This is a genomic window from Pseudomonas sp. UBA7500 (assembly GCF_002478435.1).
Classification (GTDB): domain Bacteria; phylum Pseudomonadota; class Gammaproteobacteria; order Pseudomonadales; family Pseudomonadaceae; genus Aquipseudomonas; species Aquipseudomonas palmensis.
This window is the reverse complement of sequence record NZ_DLNW01000053.1, coordinates 142,983-157,186: the sequence shown is the minus strand read 5'-3', so window position 1 is coordinate 157,186 and position 14,204 is coordinate 142,983. Positions and strand designations below refer to the sequence as shown.

General features: G+C 64.7%; 14 protein-coding genes. 5 read left to right on the top strand and 9 right to left on the bottom strand.

The genetic code is table 11. From position 1 onward, the window contains the following. Window positions 1-41: 41 nt before the first annotated feature. Together B4I46_RS23710 and B4I46_RS23705 are read right to left on the bottom strand one after the other, a co-directional pair. Window positions 42-911: a LysR family transcriptional regulator gene (locus B4I46_RS23710; protein ID WP_043863456.1), complete on the bottom strand. Its 870-nt coding sequence runs from the start codon at window positions 909-911 to the stop codon at window positions 42-44. 8 nt (window positions 912-919) lie between these two features. Further along, window positions 920-3,211 (bottom strand): heavy metal translocating P-type ATPase, encoded by a 2,292-nt coding sequence (locus B4I46_RS23705; protein WP_286902137.1) that lies wholly within the window; start codon window positions 3,209-3,211, stop codon window positions 920-922. 84 nt (window positions 3,212-3,295) lie between these two features. On the opposite strand from B4I46_RS23705, the gene cadR reads away from it, so the two are divergent. The 3 genes from cadR to B4I46_RS23690 all read left to right on the top strand — a co-directional run bounded on the left by cadR (window position 3,296) and on the right by B4I46_RS23690 (window position 4,706). Then, on the top strand, window positions 3,296-3,739 hold the full coding sequence (gene cadR, locus B4I46_RS23700) for a Cd(II)/Pb(II)-responsive transcriptional regulator (RefSeq protein ID WP_043863455.1): 444 nt from the start codon (window positions 3,296-3,298) through the stop codon (window positions 3,737-3,739). A 420-nt stretch (window positions 3,740-4,159) separates the two neighbouring features. Beyond that, a complete protein-coding gene (locus B4I46_RS23695; RefSeq protein ID WP_253086246.1) occupies window positions 4,160-4,438 on the top strand; it encodes a hypothetical protein in 279 nt (92 codons plus the stop codon). Next, window positions 4,431-4,706, top strand: a complete 276-nt coding sequence (locus B4I46_RS23690; protein ID WP_253086247.1) for a DUF3077 domain-containing protein — start codon at window positions 4,431-4,433, stop codon at window positions 4,704-4,706. The genes B4I46_RS23695 and B4I46_RS23690 overlap by 8 nt, the downstream gene beginning before the upstream one ends. A gap of 131 nt (window positions 4,707-4,837) precedes the next feature. Here the strand turns inward: B4I46_RS23690 and B4I46_RS23685 are convergent, their stop codons facing one another. Genes B4I46_RS23685 through B4I46_RS23675 form a run of 3 tightly spaced genes read right to left on the bottom strand, consistent with a single transcriptional unit; the run spans window position 4,838 to window position 7,467 of the window. After that, entirely contained in the window at window positions 4,838-5,809 is a 972-nt protein-coding gene (locus tag B4I46_RS23685; protein WP_043863454.1) for a thymidylate synthase, read from the bottom strand. A gap of 48 nt (window positions 5,810-5,857) precedes the next feature. Further along, window positions 5,858-6,670 carry a prolipoprotein diacylglyceryl transferase gene (gene lgt, locus B4I46_RS23680; RefSeq protein WP_088514634.1) on the bottom strand — a complete coding sequence of 271 codons (813 nt, stop codon included), beginning with the start codon at window positions 6,668-6,670 and terminating at the stop codon, window positions 5,858-5,860. 14 nt (window positions 6,671-6,684) lie between these two features. Continuing rightward, window positions 6,685-7,467, bottom strand: coding sequence for a sulfite exporter TauE/SafE family protein (locus tag B4I46_RS23675; RefSeq protein ID WP_196932013.1), 783 nt, complete (start codon window positions 7,465-7,467; stop codon window positions 6,685-6,687). A 129-nt stretch (window positions 7,468-7,596) separates the two neighbouring features. Here B4I46_RS23675 and B4I46_RS23670 point away from each other — a divergent pair, with 129 nt between their 5' ends. Further along, window positions 7,597-8,343 (top strand): NRDE family protein, encoded by a 747-nt coding sequence (locus tag B4I46_RS23670; protein ID WP_116052393.1) that lies wholly within the window; start codon window positions 7,597-7,599, stop codon window positions 8,341-8,343. Between the two features lie 110 nt (window positions 8,344-8,453). Here the strand turns inward: B4I46_RS23670 and ptsP are convergent, their stop codons facing one another. Together ptsP and B4I46_RS23660 are read right to left on the bottom strand one after the other, a co-directional pair. Beyond that, complete coding sequence (gene ptsP, locus B4I46_RS23665) at window positions 8,454-10,733, bottom strand: phosphoenolpyruvate--protein phosphotransferase (RefSeq protein ID WP_286902133.1); 2,280 nt, start codon at window positions 10,731-10,733, stop codon at window positions 8,454-8,456. A 22-nt stretch (window positions 10,734-10,755) separates the two neighbouring features. Then, on the bottom strand, window positions 10,756-11,235 hold the full coding sequence (locus B4I46_RS23660) for an RNA pyrophosphohydrolase (RefSeq protein WP_043863449.1): 480 nt from the start codon (window positions 11,233-11,235) through the stop codon (window positions 10,756-10,758). A gap of 140 nt (window positions 11,236-11,375) precedes the next feature. Between B4I46_RS23660 and B4I46_RS23655 the strand changes: the two genes are divergently transcribed. Further along, the gene (locus B4I46_RS23655) at window positions 11,376-12,032 is read left to right on the top strand and encodes an HAD family hydrolase (protein WP_043863448.1); all 657 of its coding nucleotides are present in this window, start codon (window positions 11,376-11,378) and stop codon (window positions 12,030-12,032) included. A 74-nt stretch (window positions 12,033-12,106) separates the two neighbouring features. On the opposite strand, the gene B4I46_RS23650 is transcribed toward B4I46_RS23655, so the two are convergent. After that, window positions 12,107-12,535, bottom strand: coding sequence for a DUF2269 family protein (locus B4I46_RS23650; protein WP_286902131.1), 429 nt, complete (start codon window positions 12,533-12,535; stop codon window positions 12,107-12,109). A gap of 40 nt (window positions 12,536-12,575) precedes the next feature. Continuing rightward, complete coding sequence (gene ilvA, locus B4I46_RS23645; RefSeq protein ID WP_054915520.1) at window positions 12,576-14,090, bottom strand: threonine ammonia-lyase, biosynthetic; 1,515 nt, start codon at window positions 14,088-14,090, stop codon at window positions 12,576-12,578. Window positions 14,091-14,204: the final 114 nt, after the last annotated feature.

Here is a 14,204-nt window from a genome sequence, read left to right as displayed (position 1 = left end):
TCCCACAACGATCTTGTGGGAGCGGGCTTGACCCGCGATGGCTATGGACCAGACGCCGATACTTCCTGGGCCAGGCCGAGAAAGGCAGCAGGCAACCGCGCCTGGCGGCGTTCCTTGAGGCAGTACAGGTACTCATGCATCACCGGCGCACCCTCCAGCGCCAGCACCTTCAGCTCCGGGTTATGCGGCACCTCGTGGCGGGCGATGATGCTGATGCCGATGTTGCGCAGCACCGCCTCGCGGATCGATTCGCGGCTGCCGATCTCCAGCAGCGAGCCCACCTTCACCCCCGCCTCGTCGAGCATCTGCTCGGTGAGCCGGCGCGTGGTCGAGCCCTGTTCGCGCATCAGCAGGCAGTGCCCGCCCAGCGCACTCAGCGGCACCGCCTCACGCGAGGCCAGGGGGTGGTTGCGGTGCACTGCCACCACCAGCGGGTCGACGCCCAGCACCCGCCGCACCAGCCGCGCATCCTCCACCAGCTGTGACGAGGCGGCCATGTCCACGCGGTAATCCTCCAGCCACTCCAGCACCTGCTGCGAGTTGCCGATCTCCACCGACAGCTCCACCTGCGGCAGGCGCTCGCGGAAGATCTTCACCAGGTCGAGAATGTAGTACGGCGCGGTGGCCGCAATGCGCAGGCCGCCCTGCCCCTGGCCGCTGTTGCGCAGGAAGAACTCGATATCCGACTCCTGCTGCATCAGCGCCTTGACCATCGGCATCAGCCGCGTGCCGTCGTCGCTCAGGGTCAGGCGGCGACCGCCGCGAAAGAACAGCTCGACCCCGTACTGGGCCTCCAGGTTGCGGATCTGCGTGGTCACCGTCGGCTGGCTGAGCCCGAGTTTCTTCGCCGCCAGGGTAATGCTGCCCAGGCGGGCCACCATGTAGAACGCCTTCAACTCGGAACTCAACATACCGCCTCTTACTTTCTGAGCAGGCGCAAGCCGTTGAATACCACCAGCAAGCTCACGCCCATGTCGGCGAACACCGCCATCCACAAGGTCGCCATGCCGGTGAAGGTGATCGCCAGGAAGATCGCCTTGATGCCCAGGGCCAGAACGATGTTCTGCACCAGGATCGCCGCGCTTTGCCGCGAGAGCCTGACGAACGCCGGGATTTTGCGCAAGTCGTCATCCATCAGTGCCACGTCTGCGGTTTCGATGGCGGTGTCGGTACCGGCCGCCGCCATGGCAAACCCGATCTCGGCCCGCGCCAGCGCCGGGGCATCGTTGATGCCGTCGCCGACCATGCCGACCCGATGGCCCTGGGCGTACAGGTCTTCGATGGCCTTGAGCTTGTCGGCCGGCAGCAGGTTGCCGCGAGCCTCATCGATGCCCACCTGCGCGGCGATGGCCTCGGCGGTGTGCGGATTGTCGCCGGTGAGCATGACGGTCTTGATACCCAGTGCATGCAACTGCGCAATCGCCTCGCGGCTGCTTTCCTTGACCGTATCGGCCACGGCGAACAGCGCCAGCGGGCCGGAGGCGTCGAGCAGCAGCACCACGGTCTTGCCCTGGCGCTCCAGCTCATCGAGCTGGGCTTCCAGTTCGGGCGAGCACAGGCCCAGTTCCTCGACCAGGCGATGGTTGCCCAGGTGGTACAGCACGCCGTCGATCCTGCCGCCCACGCCACGGCCCATCAGGGCCTGGAACTCGCTGACCTCGGCCAGCGGCTTATCGGCGTACTGCTGTGCGATGGCCATCGACACCGGGTGATCGGAACGAGCGCCCAGGCTCGCGGCGATGTGCTGGGCGCGGTCTTCGAAGCGCGCATCGAGCACGCGGTAGTCGGTTTGCACCGGTTTGCCGTGGGTGATGGTGCCGGTCTTGTCCAGCGCCAGGAAGCTGAGCTTGCGCCCGCCCTCCAGGTACACGCCGCCCTTGATCAGGATGCCCTTGCGCGCAGCGGCGGCCAGGCCGCTGACGATGGTCACCGGGGTCGAGATCACCAGCGCGCACGGGCACGCCACCACCAGCAGCACCAGCGCACGGTAGATCCAGTCGAACCACAGGCCGCCGAAGAACAGCGGTGCCACCACGGCCACCGCCAGTGCCAGCACGAACACCACCGGGGTGTAGATGCGCGAGAACTGGTCGACGAAGCGCTGGGTCGGGGCACGGGCGCCCTGGGCTTGCTCCACGGCCTTGATGATGCGGGCCAGGGTCGACTGGCCGGCGGCGGCGGTCACGCGGTACTCCAGCGCACCGGACTGGTTGATGGTGCCGGCGAACACCTTGTCGCCGGGGCCCTTCTCCACCGGCAGACTTTCGCCGGTGATCGGCGCCTGGTCGATGCTGGACTGGCCTTGCAGCACTTCGCCGTCCAGGCCGATACGTTCGCCTGGGCGCACGCGCACGGTGGCGCCAAGGGCCACCTGGCGCACGTCGACCTCCTGCCATTGGCCGTTGGCTTGGCGCACGGTGGCCAGGTCCGGGGCCAGTTGCATCAGGCCGCCAATGGCGTTGCGTGCACGGTCCAGCGAGCGCGCCTCGATCAGTTCGGCCAGGGTGAACAGCACCATCACCATGGCCGCTTCCGGCCACTGGCCGATCAGCACGGCGCCGGTCACGGCGATGCTCATCAGTGCGTTGATGTTCAGGTTGCGGTTCTTCAGGGCAATCCAGCCCTTCTTGTAGGTGCCCAGGCCGCAGCCGAGGATGGCCGCCAGCGCCAGCAGGGCCACGGCCCATTCCGGGGCGGCATTGGTGAAGTGGACGATCTCGGCGGCGAGTGCAGCGACACCGGACAGCGCCAGCGGCCACCAGGGTTTCTTCGGCGCAGCCCCTGCGTCGCTGCCGACCTCGCCCGCTTCGTCGAGCGGTTCGGCGTGCATGCCCAGCGAGGTGATCGCCTGCTCGATGCCGCGGGTGTCGGGGTGGGTATGCGTGACGCCGAGGATACGGTTGATCAGGTTGAATTCCAGCTGCTCGACGCCGTCGAGCTTGCCCAGCTTGTTCTGGATCAGGGTCTGCTCGGTCGGGCAGTCCATGGCCTCGATCCGGAAGCGGCTCAGCCGCGCATCGCTGCTGGTGGTTTCACGCAGCTGCACCAGGGCCGGTGCGGCGGCGCCGGAGCAGCAGCTGTCGTGGGCAGGCGCGGCAGGCGCGGGGCTGGCGTGGTCGTGGTCCGCGTGGTCGTGGGCATGATCGTGGCTATGTTCATGCTTGTGATCGTGCGCGTGGCCGACGTGGTCGGGGCTGACAGGCTGGTTCATGTGGTTCATCCCTAAAGGTCCTGTTGCCAAGTGAACACCCTGTAGCCACTATAGGGTCAAGCAACCAACCGAGGTATTTTGCAGATGAAGATCGGAGAGCTGGCCAGGGCCACCGACTGCCCGGTGGAAACCATTCGCTACTACGAGCGTGAAAGCCTCTTGCCAGAGCCTGCGCGCAGCGAGGGCAACTACCGGCTGTATACCCAGGCGCACGTGGAGCGGCTGACCTTCATCCGCAACTGCCGCACGTTGGACATGACCCTGGAAGAGATCCGCAGCCTGCTGCGCCTGCGCGACAGCCCGGAGGACCAGTGCGAAAGCGTGAATGCGCTGATCGACGAGCATATCCAGCACGTGAAGGCGCGCATCGACGGGTTGGTGGCATTGCAGGGGCAGTTGCTGGAGTTGCGCCAGCATTGCCGGGCGCAGGAAACGCAGTGCTCGATCCTGCAGCATCTGGAGGTGAACGGTGCGGTGACAGCCCCGGAGGCGGAGCATTCGCATGTGGGGCGCAGTCATGGGCACTGACTGAGAGCCCTTTCGCCAGCAAGGCTGGCTCCTACAGGGGATCGCGGTGATCCTTGTAGGAGCCAGCCTTGCTGTCGAAGCGGTATGGCGCGCTTATACGGCCATCCTTCGTCTGCGATCACATGGGTCAAAAAATTTCCAGTCTAAATGCTTTCAGAACTATCCTACGCAAGCTGCCACCCTTTCTCCGTTGCTGAGAAGGCACATCAAGGCTAGTTTTCCCTAGTCGTCGATTTGGCGACCGGGTGTGAGAGCCCGTCCTTGACCTGATGGCAGCTTTGTCATGGCAGCTGTGCGCGGGCAGACTTTGGTCTGGCCGGGTTCCTAGGTCTCCGGTCTCTCACCCCGCGTACGGCTGCCACCCTACATCCTGTGAGAGGGATTGGGCGGTAGCTCCTGAGTGAACCTAGGAGTTACGCCATGAAAAAGATCGTCCCCGATCCGCCTGTTCTACACCCATTCACCAGCCCCTACTTCTCCATCCACAGCGACCTCGTTACCGCTGACTCCCTTGCCTTCGCTAGCGAATTGATGCGCGGCATCCATGAAACCACCAATGAATTCTGTAGAACCCACGCCAATGATCCAAGCCACAGTATGCTGCTGAGTGTGCTGCATTCGGCCGAGATGGCTAAAGCGTTGGTAGAGCATGCACTAGCCAACCTGCTAACTCTGGAACGAGGATTTCTGCATGAGTAACGGCCCGCAAGCTGGCACAGGCGAGACGATAGGTGCCGCGACGTTCATTCGAAGCCAAAACCCACCTACAGAGCTGTTCCGAATCGTCCCCGGCATCCCCTGCGATTACGCACTGGAGCAGGCTTCGATCATGCTCGGCTGCGTGCACAAGCTCATTCTGAACGGTGTGATGGAGGACGATGGCGCAGCGGTGTGGGCAGCTTATTACCTCAGCGGGTTCGCCAAGGCGCTGATCGATGATGCGGAGTTGGGGATGAAGCAGGCGTAACGGCGCATTGTGCGCCAAGGCTACAAACTGGACGTTAATTGACAGCCCTTTCGCCAGCAAGGCTGGCCCCTACAGGGGATCGCGGTGATCCTTGTAGGAGCCAGCCTTGCTGGCGAAGCGGTATGGCGCGCTTAAACCGCCATCGGCGCCGTCATCGGCGCATGGTGCTCGTAGCCTTCCAGGCTGAAGTCGCTCGGCTCGATCTTCTCCAGCCACTCAGGCTCGTACACACCCGTTTTGGCATACTCCGGCACGCGGTCGGAGATCACCAGCTTCGGCGCCGCCAGCGGCTCGCGCTTGAGCTGTTCGGTGAGCATGTCCAGGTGGTTCTCGTACACGTGCGCATCACCGATGAAGTAGGTGAACCAGCGCGGCGTGTAGCCGGTCAGGCGGCCCACCAGCGACAGCAGCGCGGCGCCTTCGGTGAGGTTGAACGGCGTGCCCAGGCCCAGGTCGTTGGAGCGGATGTAGAGGGTCAGGGAAATCTCCTTGGTCTCCACGTTCGGGTGAAACTGATAAAGCAGGTGGCACGGCGGCAACGCCATCTCGTCCAGCTGCGCACAGTTCCAGCCATGGAACAGGATGCGGCGGCTGCCCGGGTCGTTGTGGATGGTGTCGATGCACTGGCGAATCTGGTCGATGGCCTTGTACAGCACCACGAACGCCTCGCCCTCTTCTTCTGCCTCGGCAATCTTCACGAAGCCATTGCTCTGCGCCAGCTCGATGGCCGCCGGGTTGCTCAGCGGGATGCGCTTGTAGGCCGGCCACTGGCGCCATTGCACGCCATAGATCTCGCCCAGGTCGTCATGCCCCTGGCGGAACGGGTTGGCCAGCCACTGGGCGTTCTCGTTGGCGTTCTGGTCCCAGACCTTGCAGCCCAGTTCACGGAATTCGCCGGCGTTCTTCACGCCACGCAGAAAGCCCACCATCTCGCCGATCGCCGACTTGAACGCCAGGCGGCGGGTGGTGATGGCCGGGAAACCCTTCTGCAGGTCGAAACGCAGCATGGCGCCCGGCAGGCTGATGGTGCGCACGCCGGTACGGTTGCCCTGCAGGGTGCCGTTCTCGATCACATCACGCACCAGCTCTAGATATTGCTTCATGTCTTACCTGTCTCGATACCGGAAGGGGCCAGGCCCCTGCCGGGGAAATTAAAGCGCGGCGCCCTTGGCACTCGGCGCGCGGCGGTAGGCCAGCCAGATCAGCGCGATACCGGCGACGATCATCGGCACGCACAGCACCTGACCCATGGTCAGCCAGCCGAAGGCCAGGTAACCCAGCTGCGCATCCGGCACCCGCACGAACTCGACGATGAAGCGGAAGATGCCGTAGAACAGCGCGAACATCCCGGAAACCGCCATGGTCGGGCGCGGTTTACGCGAGTACAGCCACAGAATCAGGAATAGTGCCACACCTTCCAGGGCGAACTGGTACAGCTGCGACGGGTGACGCGGCAATTGCGCCGGGTCGCTGAACGGCGGGAACACCATGGCCCACGGCACGTCGGTGGCCTTGCCCCACAGCTCGGCGTTGATGAAGTTGCCAATGCGCCCGGCACCCAGGCCGATCGGCACCAGCGGCGCAACGAAGTCCATCAGCTCGAAGAACGACTTGTTGTTGCGCTTGCCGAACCACAGCGCCGCCAGCATCACGCCGATGAAGCCGCCATGGAACGACATGCCGCCCTTCCACACCTCGAAGATCAGCGTCGGGTTGGCCAGGTACGCGCTCAAGTCATAGAACAGCACGTAGCCCAGGCGCCCGCCGACGATCACGCCCATGGACAGCCAGAACACCAGGTCGGAGAGTTTCTCGCGGCTCCAGGTGGGGTCGAAGCGGTGCAGCCGGCGCGACGCCAGCAGCCACGCGCCGCCGATGCCGATCAGGTACATCAGGCCGTACCAGTGGATTTTCAGCGGCCCGATGGCCAGTGCCACGGGATCGATCTGCGGGTAAGGCAGCATGGTGACTCCTCTCGTTAAAGCAAAAAGCTCAGGCCTACACAGAACAGCAGTGCGGCGAACAGCCGCTTGAGCAGGCGTGGCGACAGTTTATGCGCCAGGCGCGCACCGAAACGGGCAAAGAACATGCTGGTCAGGGCAATCCCGAGCAGCGCCGGCAAATACACGAAGCCCAGGCTGTTGGGCGGCAGGTGCGCCTCGTTCCAGCCCAGCACGATGAAGCTCAGGGCACTGGCCACCGCAATCGGAAAACCACAGGCCGAGGACGTGGCCACCGCCTGCTGCATGGGCAGGCTGCGCCAGGTCAGGAAGGGCACGGTGAGCGAGCCGCCGCCGATGCCGAAGATCGCCGAGGCCCAGCCCACCACGCCGCCGGCGGCGGTCAGGCCAAGCTTGCCGGGTACGCCGCGGCTGGCCTTGGGCTTGAGGTCCAGGGCCATCTGCACGGCCACCAGCAGGGCGAACACGCCGATGATCTTCTGCAGGTGAGGGCCCTGGATCAGCGAGGCGGTCTTGGCCCCTACCCCGGCGCCGAGCAGGATGCCCACGGTCATCCACACGAAGATCGGCCACTGCACCGCGCCACGGCGGTGGTGCTCGAGGATGGCGTTGACCGAGGTGAAGACAATGGTCGCCAGCGACGTGCCGACTGCCAGGTGGGTCAGCACCGAGGCGTCGAAGCCCTGCAGGGTGAAGCTCAGCACCAGCACCGGCACGATGATGATGCCGCCGCCCACGCCGAACAGCCCGGCCAGTACACCTGCACAGGCGCCCAGCACCAGATAGATCACAAATTCCATTGTCGACCCCCAAAATCAGTTCGGCATGGTAACGGAAGGTGGGCCTGTGGCTCTAGTGAAGACACGTTTAGTCGATGGATAGCGAACGCCAGTGTGGGTAGAGTGGCTGAAAACACTGGGAGCGAACCTATGTGTCTGATTGCTTTTGCATGGCGCCCGGGGCATGCCCGGCCGCTGATCGTCGCGGCCAACCGTGACGAGTTCTATGCCCGCCCCAGCCAGGCGCTGGGGGCGTGGGAGGATGCGCCGGGGGTGTATGCCGGACGTGACCTCGAGGCTGGCGGCAGCTGGCTGGGGGTCGGACCGGGCGGGCGCTTTGCGGCGCTGACCAATATTCGGGACCCGCAGCAGGCGCAGGGTGCGCGCTCGCGCGGCGAGCTGGTGGCGGGGTTTCTGCGCGGCGAGCTGGGGGTGGAGGCTTACCTGGACCATGTGGCCAGCCGCAGCAGCCAGTATTCGGGATTCAACCTGCTGGTAGGGGACGCTGGGCAGCTGGGGTACCTGAATGCGCAGGAGGCGGCGCCGGTGCTGCTGGCCGAGGGGGTGTACGGCTTGTCGAATGCCGGGCTGGATACGCCGTGGCCGAAACTGCTGAAGATGCGGGCTGCGCTCGAAGACCAGCTGCAGGACCCGCGACCACAGCGGCTGCTGGCGTTGCTGGGGGATGAGCAGCAGGCCGAAGAGGCCGAGCTGCCGCAGACCGGTGTGGGGCTGGCGACCGAGCGGTTGCTGTCGAGCGTGTTCATTGCCAGCCAGAACTACGGGACGCGGGCGAGTACGGTGTTGATTGTCGAGGCGGATGGAAGCAGGTTGATGGTGGAGCGCAGCTTCGGGCCGTTTGGGGGGCAGTTGGGCGAGGTCACCCTGCAGGTTTGACGCTTTCGCGGGCCAAGCCCGCTCCCACAGATACAGCACAAGCATCAAGACCGGTGAGATCCCTGTGGGAGCGGGCTTGACCCGCGAAGGGCCGCGAAGCGGCCCCGGCTTCACAGGGTCTTGGAAGCCCCAGGATTGATCATCCGCGACAACCCCAGGTTCTTCAGGGCCAGTTGCAGCGAGCTGTGGATAACCTGCGGGTTATCGATACCCATAGCTTGCTCCAGCAATTCCCTGGATTTGCTCATGCTGATCTGACGCAGCATCCATTTCACTTTCGGCAGGTTGGTGGCGTTCATCGACAGGCTGTCGAAGCCCATGGCCATCAGCAGCACCGCCGCTGCCGGGTCGCCAGCCATCTCGCCACAGATGCTCACCGGCTTGCCCTCGGCATGCGCCGCGGTCACCACGTGCTGCAAGGCCTGCAGCACCGCAGGGTGCAGGTAGTCATAGAGGTCGGCCACCCGCGGGTTGTTGCGGTCGACCGCCAGCAGGTACTGGGTCAGGTCGTTGGACCCCACCGACAGGAAGTCGACCATGCGCGCCAGCTCGCGGGTCTGGTAGACCGCCGCCGGAATCTCGATCATGACCCCCACCGGCGGCATCGGCACGTCGGTGCCTTCGTCGCGCACCTCGCCCCAGGCGCGGTGGATCAGGTGCAATGCCTCTTCCAGTTCGTGTATCCCGGAGATCATCGGCAGCAGAATGCGCAGGTTGTTCAGGCCTTCGCTGGCCTTGAGCATGGCGCGGGTCTGCACCAGGAAGATCTCCGGGTGGTCCAGCGTCACGCGGATACCGCGCCAACCCAGGAACGGGTTGTCCTCCTTGATCGGGAAGTACGACAGCGCCTTGTCACCCCCGATGTCCAGGCTGCGCATGGTCACCGGCAACGGGTGGAAGGCCGCCAGTTGCTCGCGATAGATCGCCAGCTGCTCCTTTTCGCTGGGGAAGCGCTGGTTGATCATGAACGGCACTTCGGTACGGTACAGCCCCACCCCTTCGGCGCCGCGCTGCTGCGCCCGCGCCACGTCGGCCAGCAGCCCGGTGTTGACCCACAGCGGCATGCGGAAGCCATCGAGCGTCTCGCACGGCAGTTCGCGCAGGGCGTCCAGGCCCTGGGCCAGCTGGCGCTCCTCCTCGACCACTTCGGTGTAGTGCTTGCGCAGCACTTCGCTGGGGTTGGTGTAGACGTCGCCCTTGTAGCCGTCGACGATCATCTGGATGCCGTCGACCTTCGAATACGGCAGATCGACCAGGCCCATCACCGTGGGGATGCCCATGGCACGCGCCAGGATCGCGACGTGGGAGTTGCCCGAGCCGAGAACCGACACCAGCCCCACCAGCTTGCCTTCGGGTACTTCACCGAGCATGGCCGGGGTCAGTTCTTCGCTGATCAGGATGGTGTTGTCGGGGTACACCAGGGTCAGCTGGCGGGCTTCCTGCAGGTAGGCCAGCAGGCGCCGGCCCAGGTCTTTGACATCGGAGGCGCGCTCGCGCAGGTAGGCGTCGTCCATCAGCTCGAAGCGGTTGACGTGCTCGCCCACCACCTGGCGCAAGGCGCCCTGGGCCCACTGGCCGGTCTTGATGACCTCCACCACCTCGCCGCCCAGGGCGACGTCTTCGAGCATCATCAGGTACACGTCGAACAGCGCACGCTCTTCGGGGCGCAGCTGGGTGGCGAGCTTGGCCGAGAGGTTGCGCATGTCGCTGCGCACGCCTTCGAGGGCGTTGTTGAACAGTTTGAGTTCGGCGTCGATGTCGGTGACGGTCTTGTCCGGCACCACGTCCAGGTCGGCCGGCGGCAGCATCACCACCGCCGTACCCACCGCCGCGCCAGGCGAGCCCGGCACGCCGACGAACTTGGCTTCCTGGATACCCTTGCCCTGGCGCCCCAGGCCGCGAATCGAGCCGGTGGCCTCGGCATGGGCGATAACCCCGGCCAGCTGCGCACTCATGGTGACCAGGAAGGCTTCTTCGCCCTCGTCGAACTGGCGACGTTCCTTCTGCTGGATGACCAGCACGCCCACCACGCGGCGGTGGTGGATGATGGGTGCACCGAGGAAGGAGGCAAAGCGCTCTTCGCCGGTTTCGGCAAAGTAGCGATAACGCGGGTGATCGGCGGCGTTTTCCAGGTTCAGCGGTTCTTCGCGGGTACCCACCAGGCCCACCAGGCCTTCGTTGGGGGCCATGCTGACCTTGCCGATGGAGCGCTTGTTCAGGCCCTCGGTGGCCATCAGCACGAAGCGGTTGCTCTCCGGGTCGAGCAGGTAGACGGAACACACCTGGCTGCCCATGGCTTCTTTGACGCGTAACACAATGATCCCCAACGCCGTCTTGAGATCCTTGGCGGAGTTAACTTCCTGGACGATCTTGCGCAGCGTATTGAGCATGGCTCGGGGTCGAACTCCGTCGTCAGTCGCGCGCCAGCAGGCGCGGGGCAAGCTCTTTGAGAGCGCGGCGGTAAACCTCGCGCTTGAATGTCACCACCTGGCCCAACGGATACCAATAGCTGACCCAGCGCCACCCATCGAATTCCGGTTTACCGGTCAAATCCATCCGCACCCGCTGCTCGTTGGACACCAGGCGCAGGAGGAACCATTTCTGTTTCTGGCCGATGCACAGCGGTTGGCTGTGGGTACGCACCAGGCGTTGGGGTAAACGATAACGCAACCAGCCACGGGTGCAGGCAAGAATTTCAACATCCTGCCGCTCCAGGCCCACTTCTTCATTCAGCTCGCGGTACAGGGCGTCTTCCGGCGTTTCCTCGGGGTTGATCCCGCCTTGTGGAAACTGCCAGGCATCCTGGTTGATCCGTCGAGCCCATAGCACCTGCCCGAGATCATTGGTCAGAATGATCCCGACATTGGGGCGAAAACCATCGGGGTCGATCACGGCAGCAACCTCGCAAACGCATGTCGCCGCATTGTTCCACAAAGCTTGCAACGCCAGCAACGCGCCGCTCCACCTTATGTGCATAGCAGATAAAAGTCCGTATTCTGTGGGCCTTTTCAGATGTTATGCGAGTGACTTCGATGCGCCTGGCTTTATTCGATCTGGACAACACGCTTCTGGGTGGCGACAGCGACCACGCCTGGGGCGATTACCTGTGCGAACGCGGGATTCTCGACCCCATCGCCTACAAGAACCGCAACGATGCGTTCTACCAGGACTACCTGGCCGGCAAGCTGGACCAGGGCGCCTACCTTGAATTCACCCTGGAGATCCTGGCCAGGACCGAAATGGCGCAACTCGACGAATGGCACCGCGACTTCATGCGCGACTGCGTCGAGCCGATCATCTTGCCCCAGGCCCTGGCGCTGCTGCAAAAGCACCGTGACGCGGGCGACAAGCTGGTGATCATCACCGCCACCAACCGCTTCATCACCGGCCCGATTGCCCAGCGCCTGGGCGTCGAGACCCTGCTGGCCACCGAATGCGAGATGGTCGACGGTCGCTACAGCGGGCGCAGCATCGACGTGCCGTGCTTCCGTGAAGGCAAGGTGACGCGCCTGAACCGCTGGCTCGAAGAGAATGGCTTGAACCTGGACGACAGCTACTTCTATAGCGACTCGATCAACGACCTGCCGCTGCTGGAGCAGGTGGCCAACCCGGTGGCAGTGAACCCGGACCCTACCCTGCGTGCCGAAGCCGAGAAACGCGGCTGGCCGGTGATCAGCCTGCGCGATTGAGGTGTGACCATTCGCCGGCAACGCCGGCTCCTACAGCGCAACGGGTGTAGGAGCCGGCCTGGCCGGCGAAGGCATCAGACGGGTTTTGCACCCATCAGCCCGGCAATCGCGATGAAGCACACGGTGCAGAACACCGCCAGGCCCAGCGTCACCTTCGGGTTGCCTGCGCCCGGCGCCGTGCGCAGCCGGTTAAGGCGCACACTCAGCCAGAACCAGCAGAACGCCCCCACCGTATAGATCAGGCTGGAGCCCAGCACCCAGGTCTGCCCCAATGGCCAGCCGATCAGGTGCACCAGCCACCAGCCACTGAACGGCATGCTCACCAGGCATACGCCCATCAGCAACCATACGAACAGCAAAGGCCGCTGCAACAGGCGCGTGTGCGCAGTCACGTCACCCTTGCGTCGTGCCAGCCAGACCCACAGCGCCAGGCCCAGGGCACTGCCCAGCAGCACGACCGTGGCCAGTACGTGGGCGATTTTCAGGCTTGTCAGCAATTCCATGTCTTCTTATTCCTCAGGCGTTGCCCAACAGCGTAGCCGTTCAGCCCAGAAACAGCCGGTACGCCGGGTTGTCGGTTTCATCCCAGTACGGGTAGCCGATCTTGGCCAGTGCCGCCGGCACCAGGTGGCGTTCATCATCCGGCACCTGCAGCCCGGCCACCACGCGACCATCGGCCGCGCCATGGTTGCGGTAGTGGAACATCGAGATGTTCCAGCGCCCCCCCAGCTTGTTGAGGAAGTTGAACAGCGCCCCCGGCCGCTCCGGGAACTCGAAGCGCAGCACCAGCTCGTCGCTGACCCGCGCAGCGTGCCCGCCCACCATGTGGCGGATGTGCAGCTTGGCCAGCTCGTTGTCGGTCAGGTCCAGTACCGGGAAACCCTGCGCGGTCAGGCTGTGCAGCAGGGCACTGCGCGGGTCGGTGTCGGGGTGGGTCTGCACCCCGACAAAGATGTGCGCCTCGCCGTCGGCGTGGTAGCGGTAGTTGAATTCGGTGATCTGGCGCTTGCCGATGGCCTCGCAGAACGCCTTGAAGCTGCCCGGCTGTTCGGGGATGGTCACTGCGATGATCGCCTCGCGGCCCTCGCCCAGTTCGGCGCGCTCGGCCACATGGCGCAGGCGGTCGAAGTTCACGTTGGCACCGGAATCGATGGCCACCAGGGTCTGCCCGGTCACACCTCGCAGCTCAACGTATTTCTTGATGCCGGCAACGCCCAGCGCGCCGGCAGGTTCGGTGATCGAGCGGGTATCGTCGTAGATGTCCTTGATGGCCGCGCAGATCTCGTCGGTGCTGACGGTGATCACCTCGTCCACATGATCCTTGCAGATGTCGAAGGTGTGCTGGCCGATCTGCGCCACCGCCACGCCATCGGCGAACAGGCCCACCTGCGGCAGCACCACGCGCTCGCCGGCGGCCATGGCGGCCTGCAGGCAGTTGGAGTCGTCCGGCTCGACACCGATCACCTTGATCTCGGGGCGCAGGTATTTGACGTAGGCGGCAATGCCGGCGATCAGGCCGCCGCCGCCCACCGGCACGAAGATCGCGTCCAGCGGCCCGGGGTGCTGGCGCAGGATCTCCATGGCCACGGTGCCCTGCCCGGCGATGGTGTGCGGGTCGTCATAGGGGTGGATATAGACGAAGCCCTTTTCGTCCACCAGCTTGAGCGAGTAGGCCAGCGCCTCGGGGAACGAATCGCCATGCAGCACCACCTTGGCGCCCCGCGAGCGCACGCCTTCGACCTTGATCTCGGGGGTGGTCTTGGGCATCACGATGGTGGCCTTGATCCCCAGTTCACGGGCGGCCAGCGCCAGGCCCTGGGCATGGTTGCCGGCCGAGGCGGTGACCACGCCCCGCGCCAGTTCCTCGGCGCTCAACTGCGCCAGCTTGTTGTAGGCGCCGCGGATCTTGAACGAGAACACCGGCTGCAGGTCTTCGCGCTTGAGCAGCACGTGGTTGCCCAGGCGCTTGCTGAGCTGGCCGGCCGGTTGCAGCGGGGTTTCGACGGCGACGTCATAGACGCGCGAGGTGAGGATCTTCTTGACGTACTGTTCGAGCATCGGGAACGCATCACTGGGCAGCTGGGCGGGGCCTCGGAGTCTACCGCAGCGCCCGGTCGGGCGACCACAGCCAGTCTGTGGTTTTAGCCGCTATACTACGCGCCCTCACGATAC

Coding starts and splice junctions, on each gene's coding strand:
- B4I46_RS23655 (WP_043863448.1), top strand. CDS start 11,376: ATGCGCCTGGCTTTATTCGATCTGGACAACACGCTTCTGGGTGGCGAC.
- lgt (WP_088514634.1), bottom strand. CDS start 6,670: ATGCTGCCTTACCCGCAGATCGATCCCGTGGCACTGGCCATCGGGCCG.
- B4I46_RS23650 (WP_286902131.1), bottom strand. CDS start 12,535: ATGGAATTGCTGACAAGCCTGAAAATCGCCCACGTACTGGCCACGGTC.
- B4I46_RS23675 (WP_196932013.1), bottom strand. CDS start 7,467: ATGGAATTTGTGATCTATCTGGTGCTGGGCGCCTGTGCAGGTGTACTG.
- B4I46_RS23695 (WP_253086246.1), top strand. CDS start 4,160: ATGAAAAAGATCGTCCCCGATCCGCCTGTTCTACACCCATTCACCAGC.
- B4I46_RS23670 (WP_116052393.1), top strand. CDS start 7,597: ATGTGTCTGATTGCTTTTGCATGGCGCCCGGGGCATGCCCGGCCGCTG.
- B4I46_RS23710 (WP_043863456.1), bottom strand. CDS start 911: ATGTTGAGTTCCGAGTTGAAGGCGTTCTACATGGTGGCCCGCCTGGGC.
- B4I46_RS23685 (WP_043863454.1), bottom strand. CDS start 5,809: ATGAAGCAATATCTAGAGCTGGTGCGTGATGTGATCGAGAACGGCACC.
- B4I46_RS23705 (WP_286902137.1), bottom strand. CDS start 3,211: ATGAACCAGCCTGTCAGCCCCGACCACGTCGGCCACGCGCACGATCAC.
- cadR (WP_043863455.1), top strand. CDS start 3,296: ATGAAGATCGGAGAGCTGGCCAGGGCCACCGACTGCCCGGTGGAAACC.
- ptsP (WP_286902133.1), bottom strand. CDS start 10,733: ATGCTCAATACGCTGCGCAAGATCGTCCAGGAAGTTAACTCCGCCAAG.
- B4I46_RS23690 (WP_253086247.1), top strand. CDS start 4,431: ATGAGTAACGGCCCGCAAGCTGGCACAGGCGAGACGATAGGTGCCGCG.
- ilvA (WP_054915520.1), bottom strand. CDS start 14,090: ATGCTCGAACAGTACGTCAAGAAGATCCTCACCTCGCGCGTCTATGAC.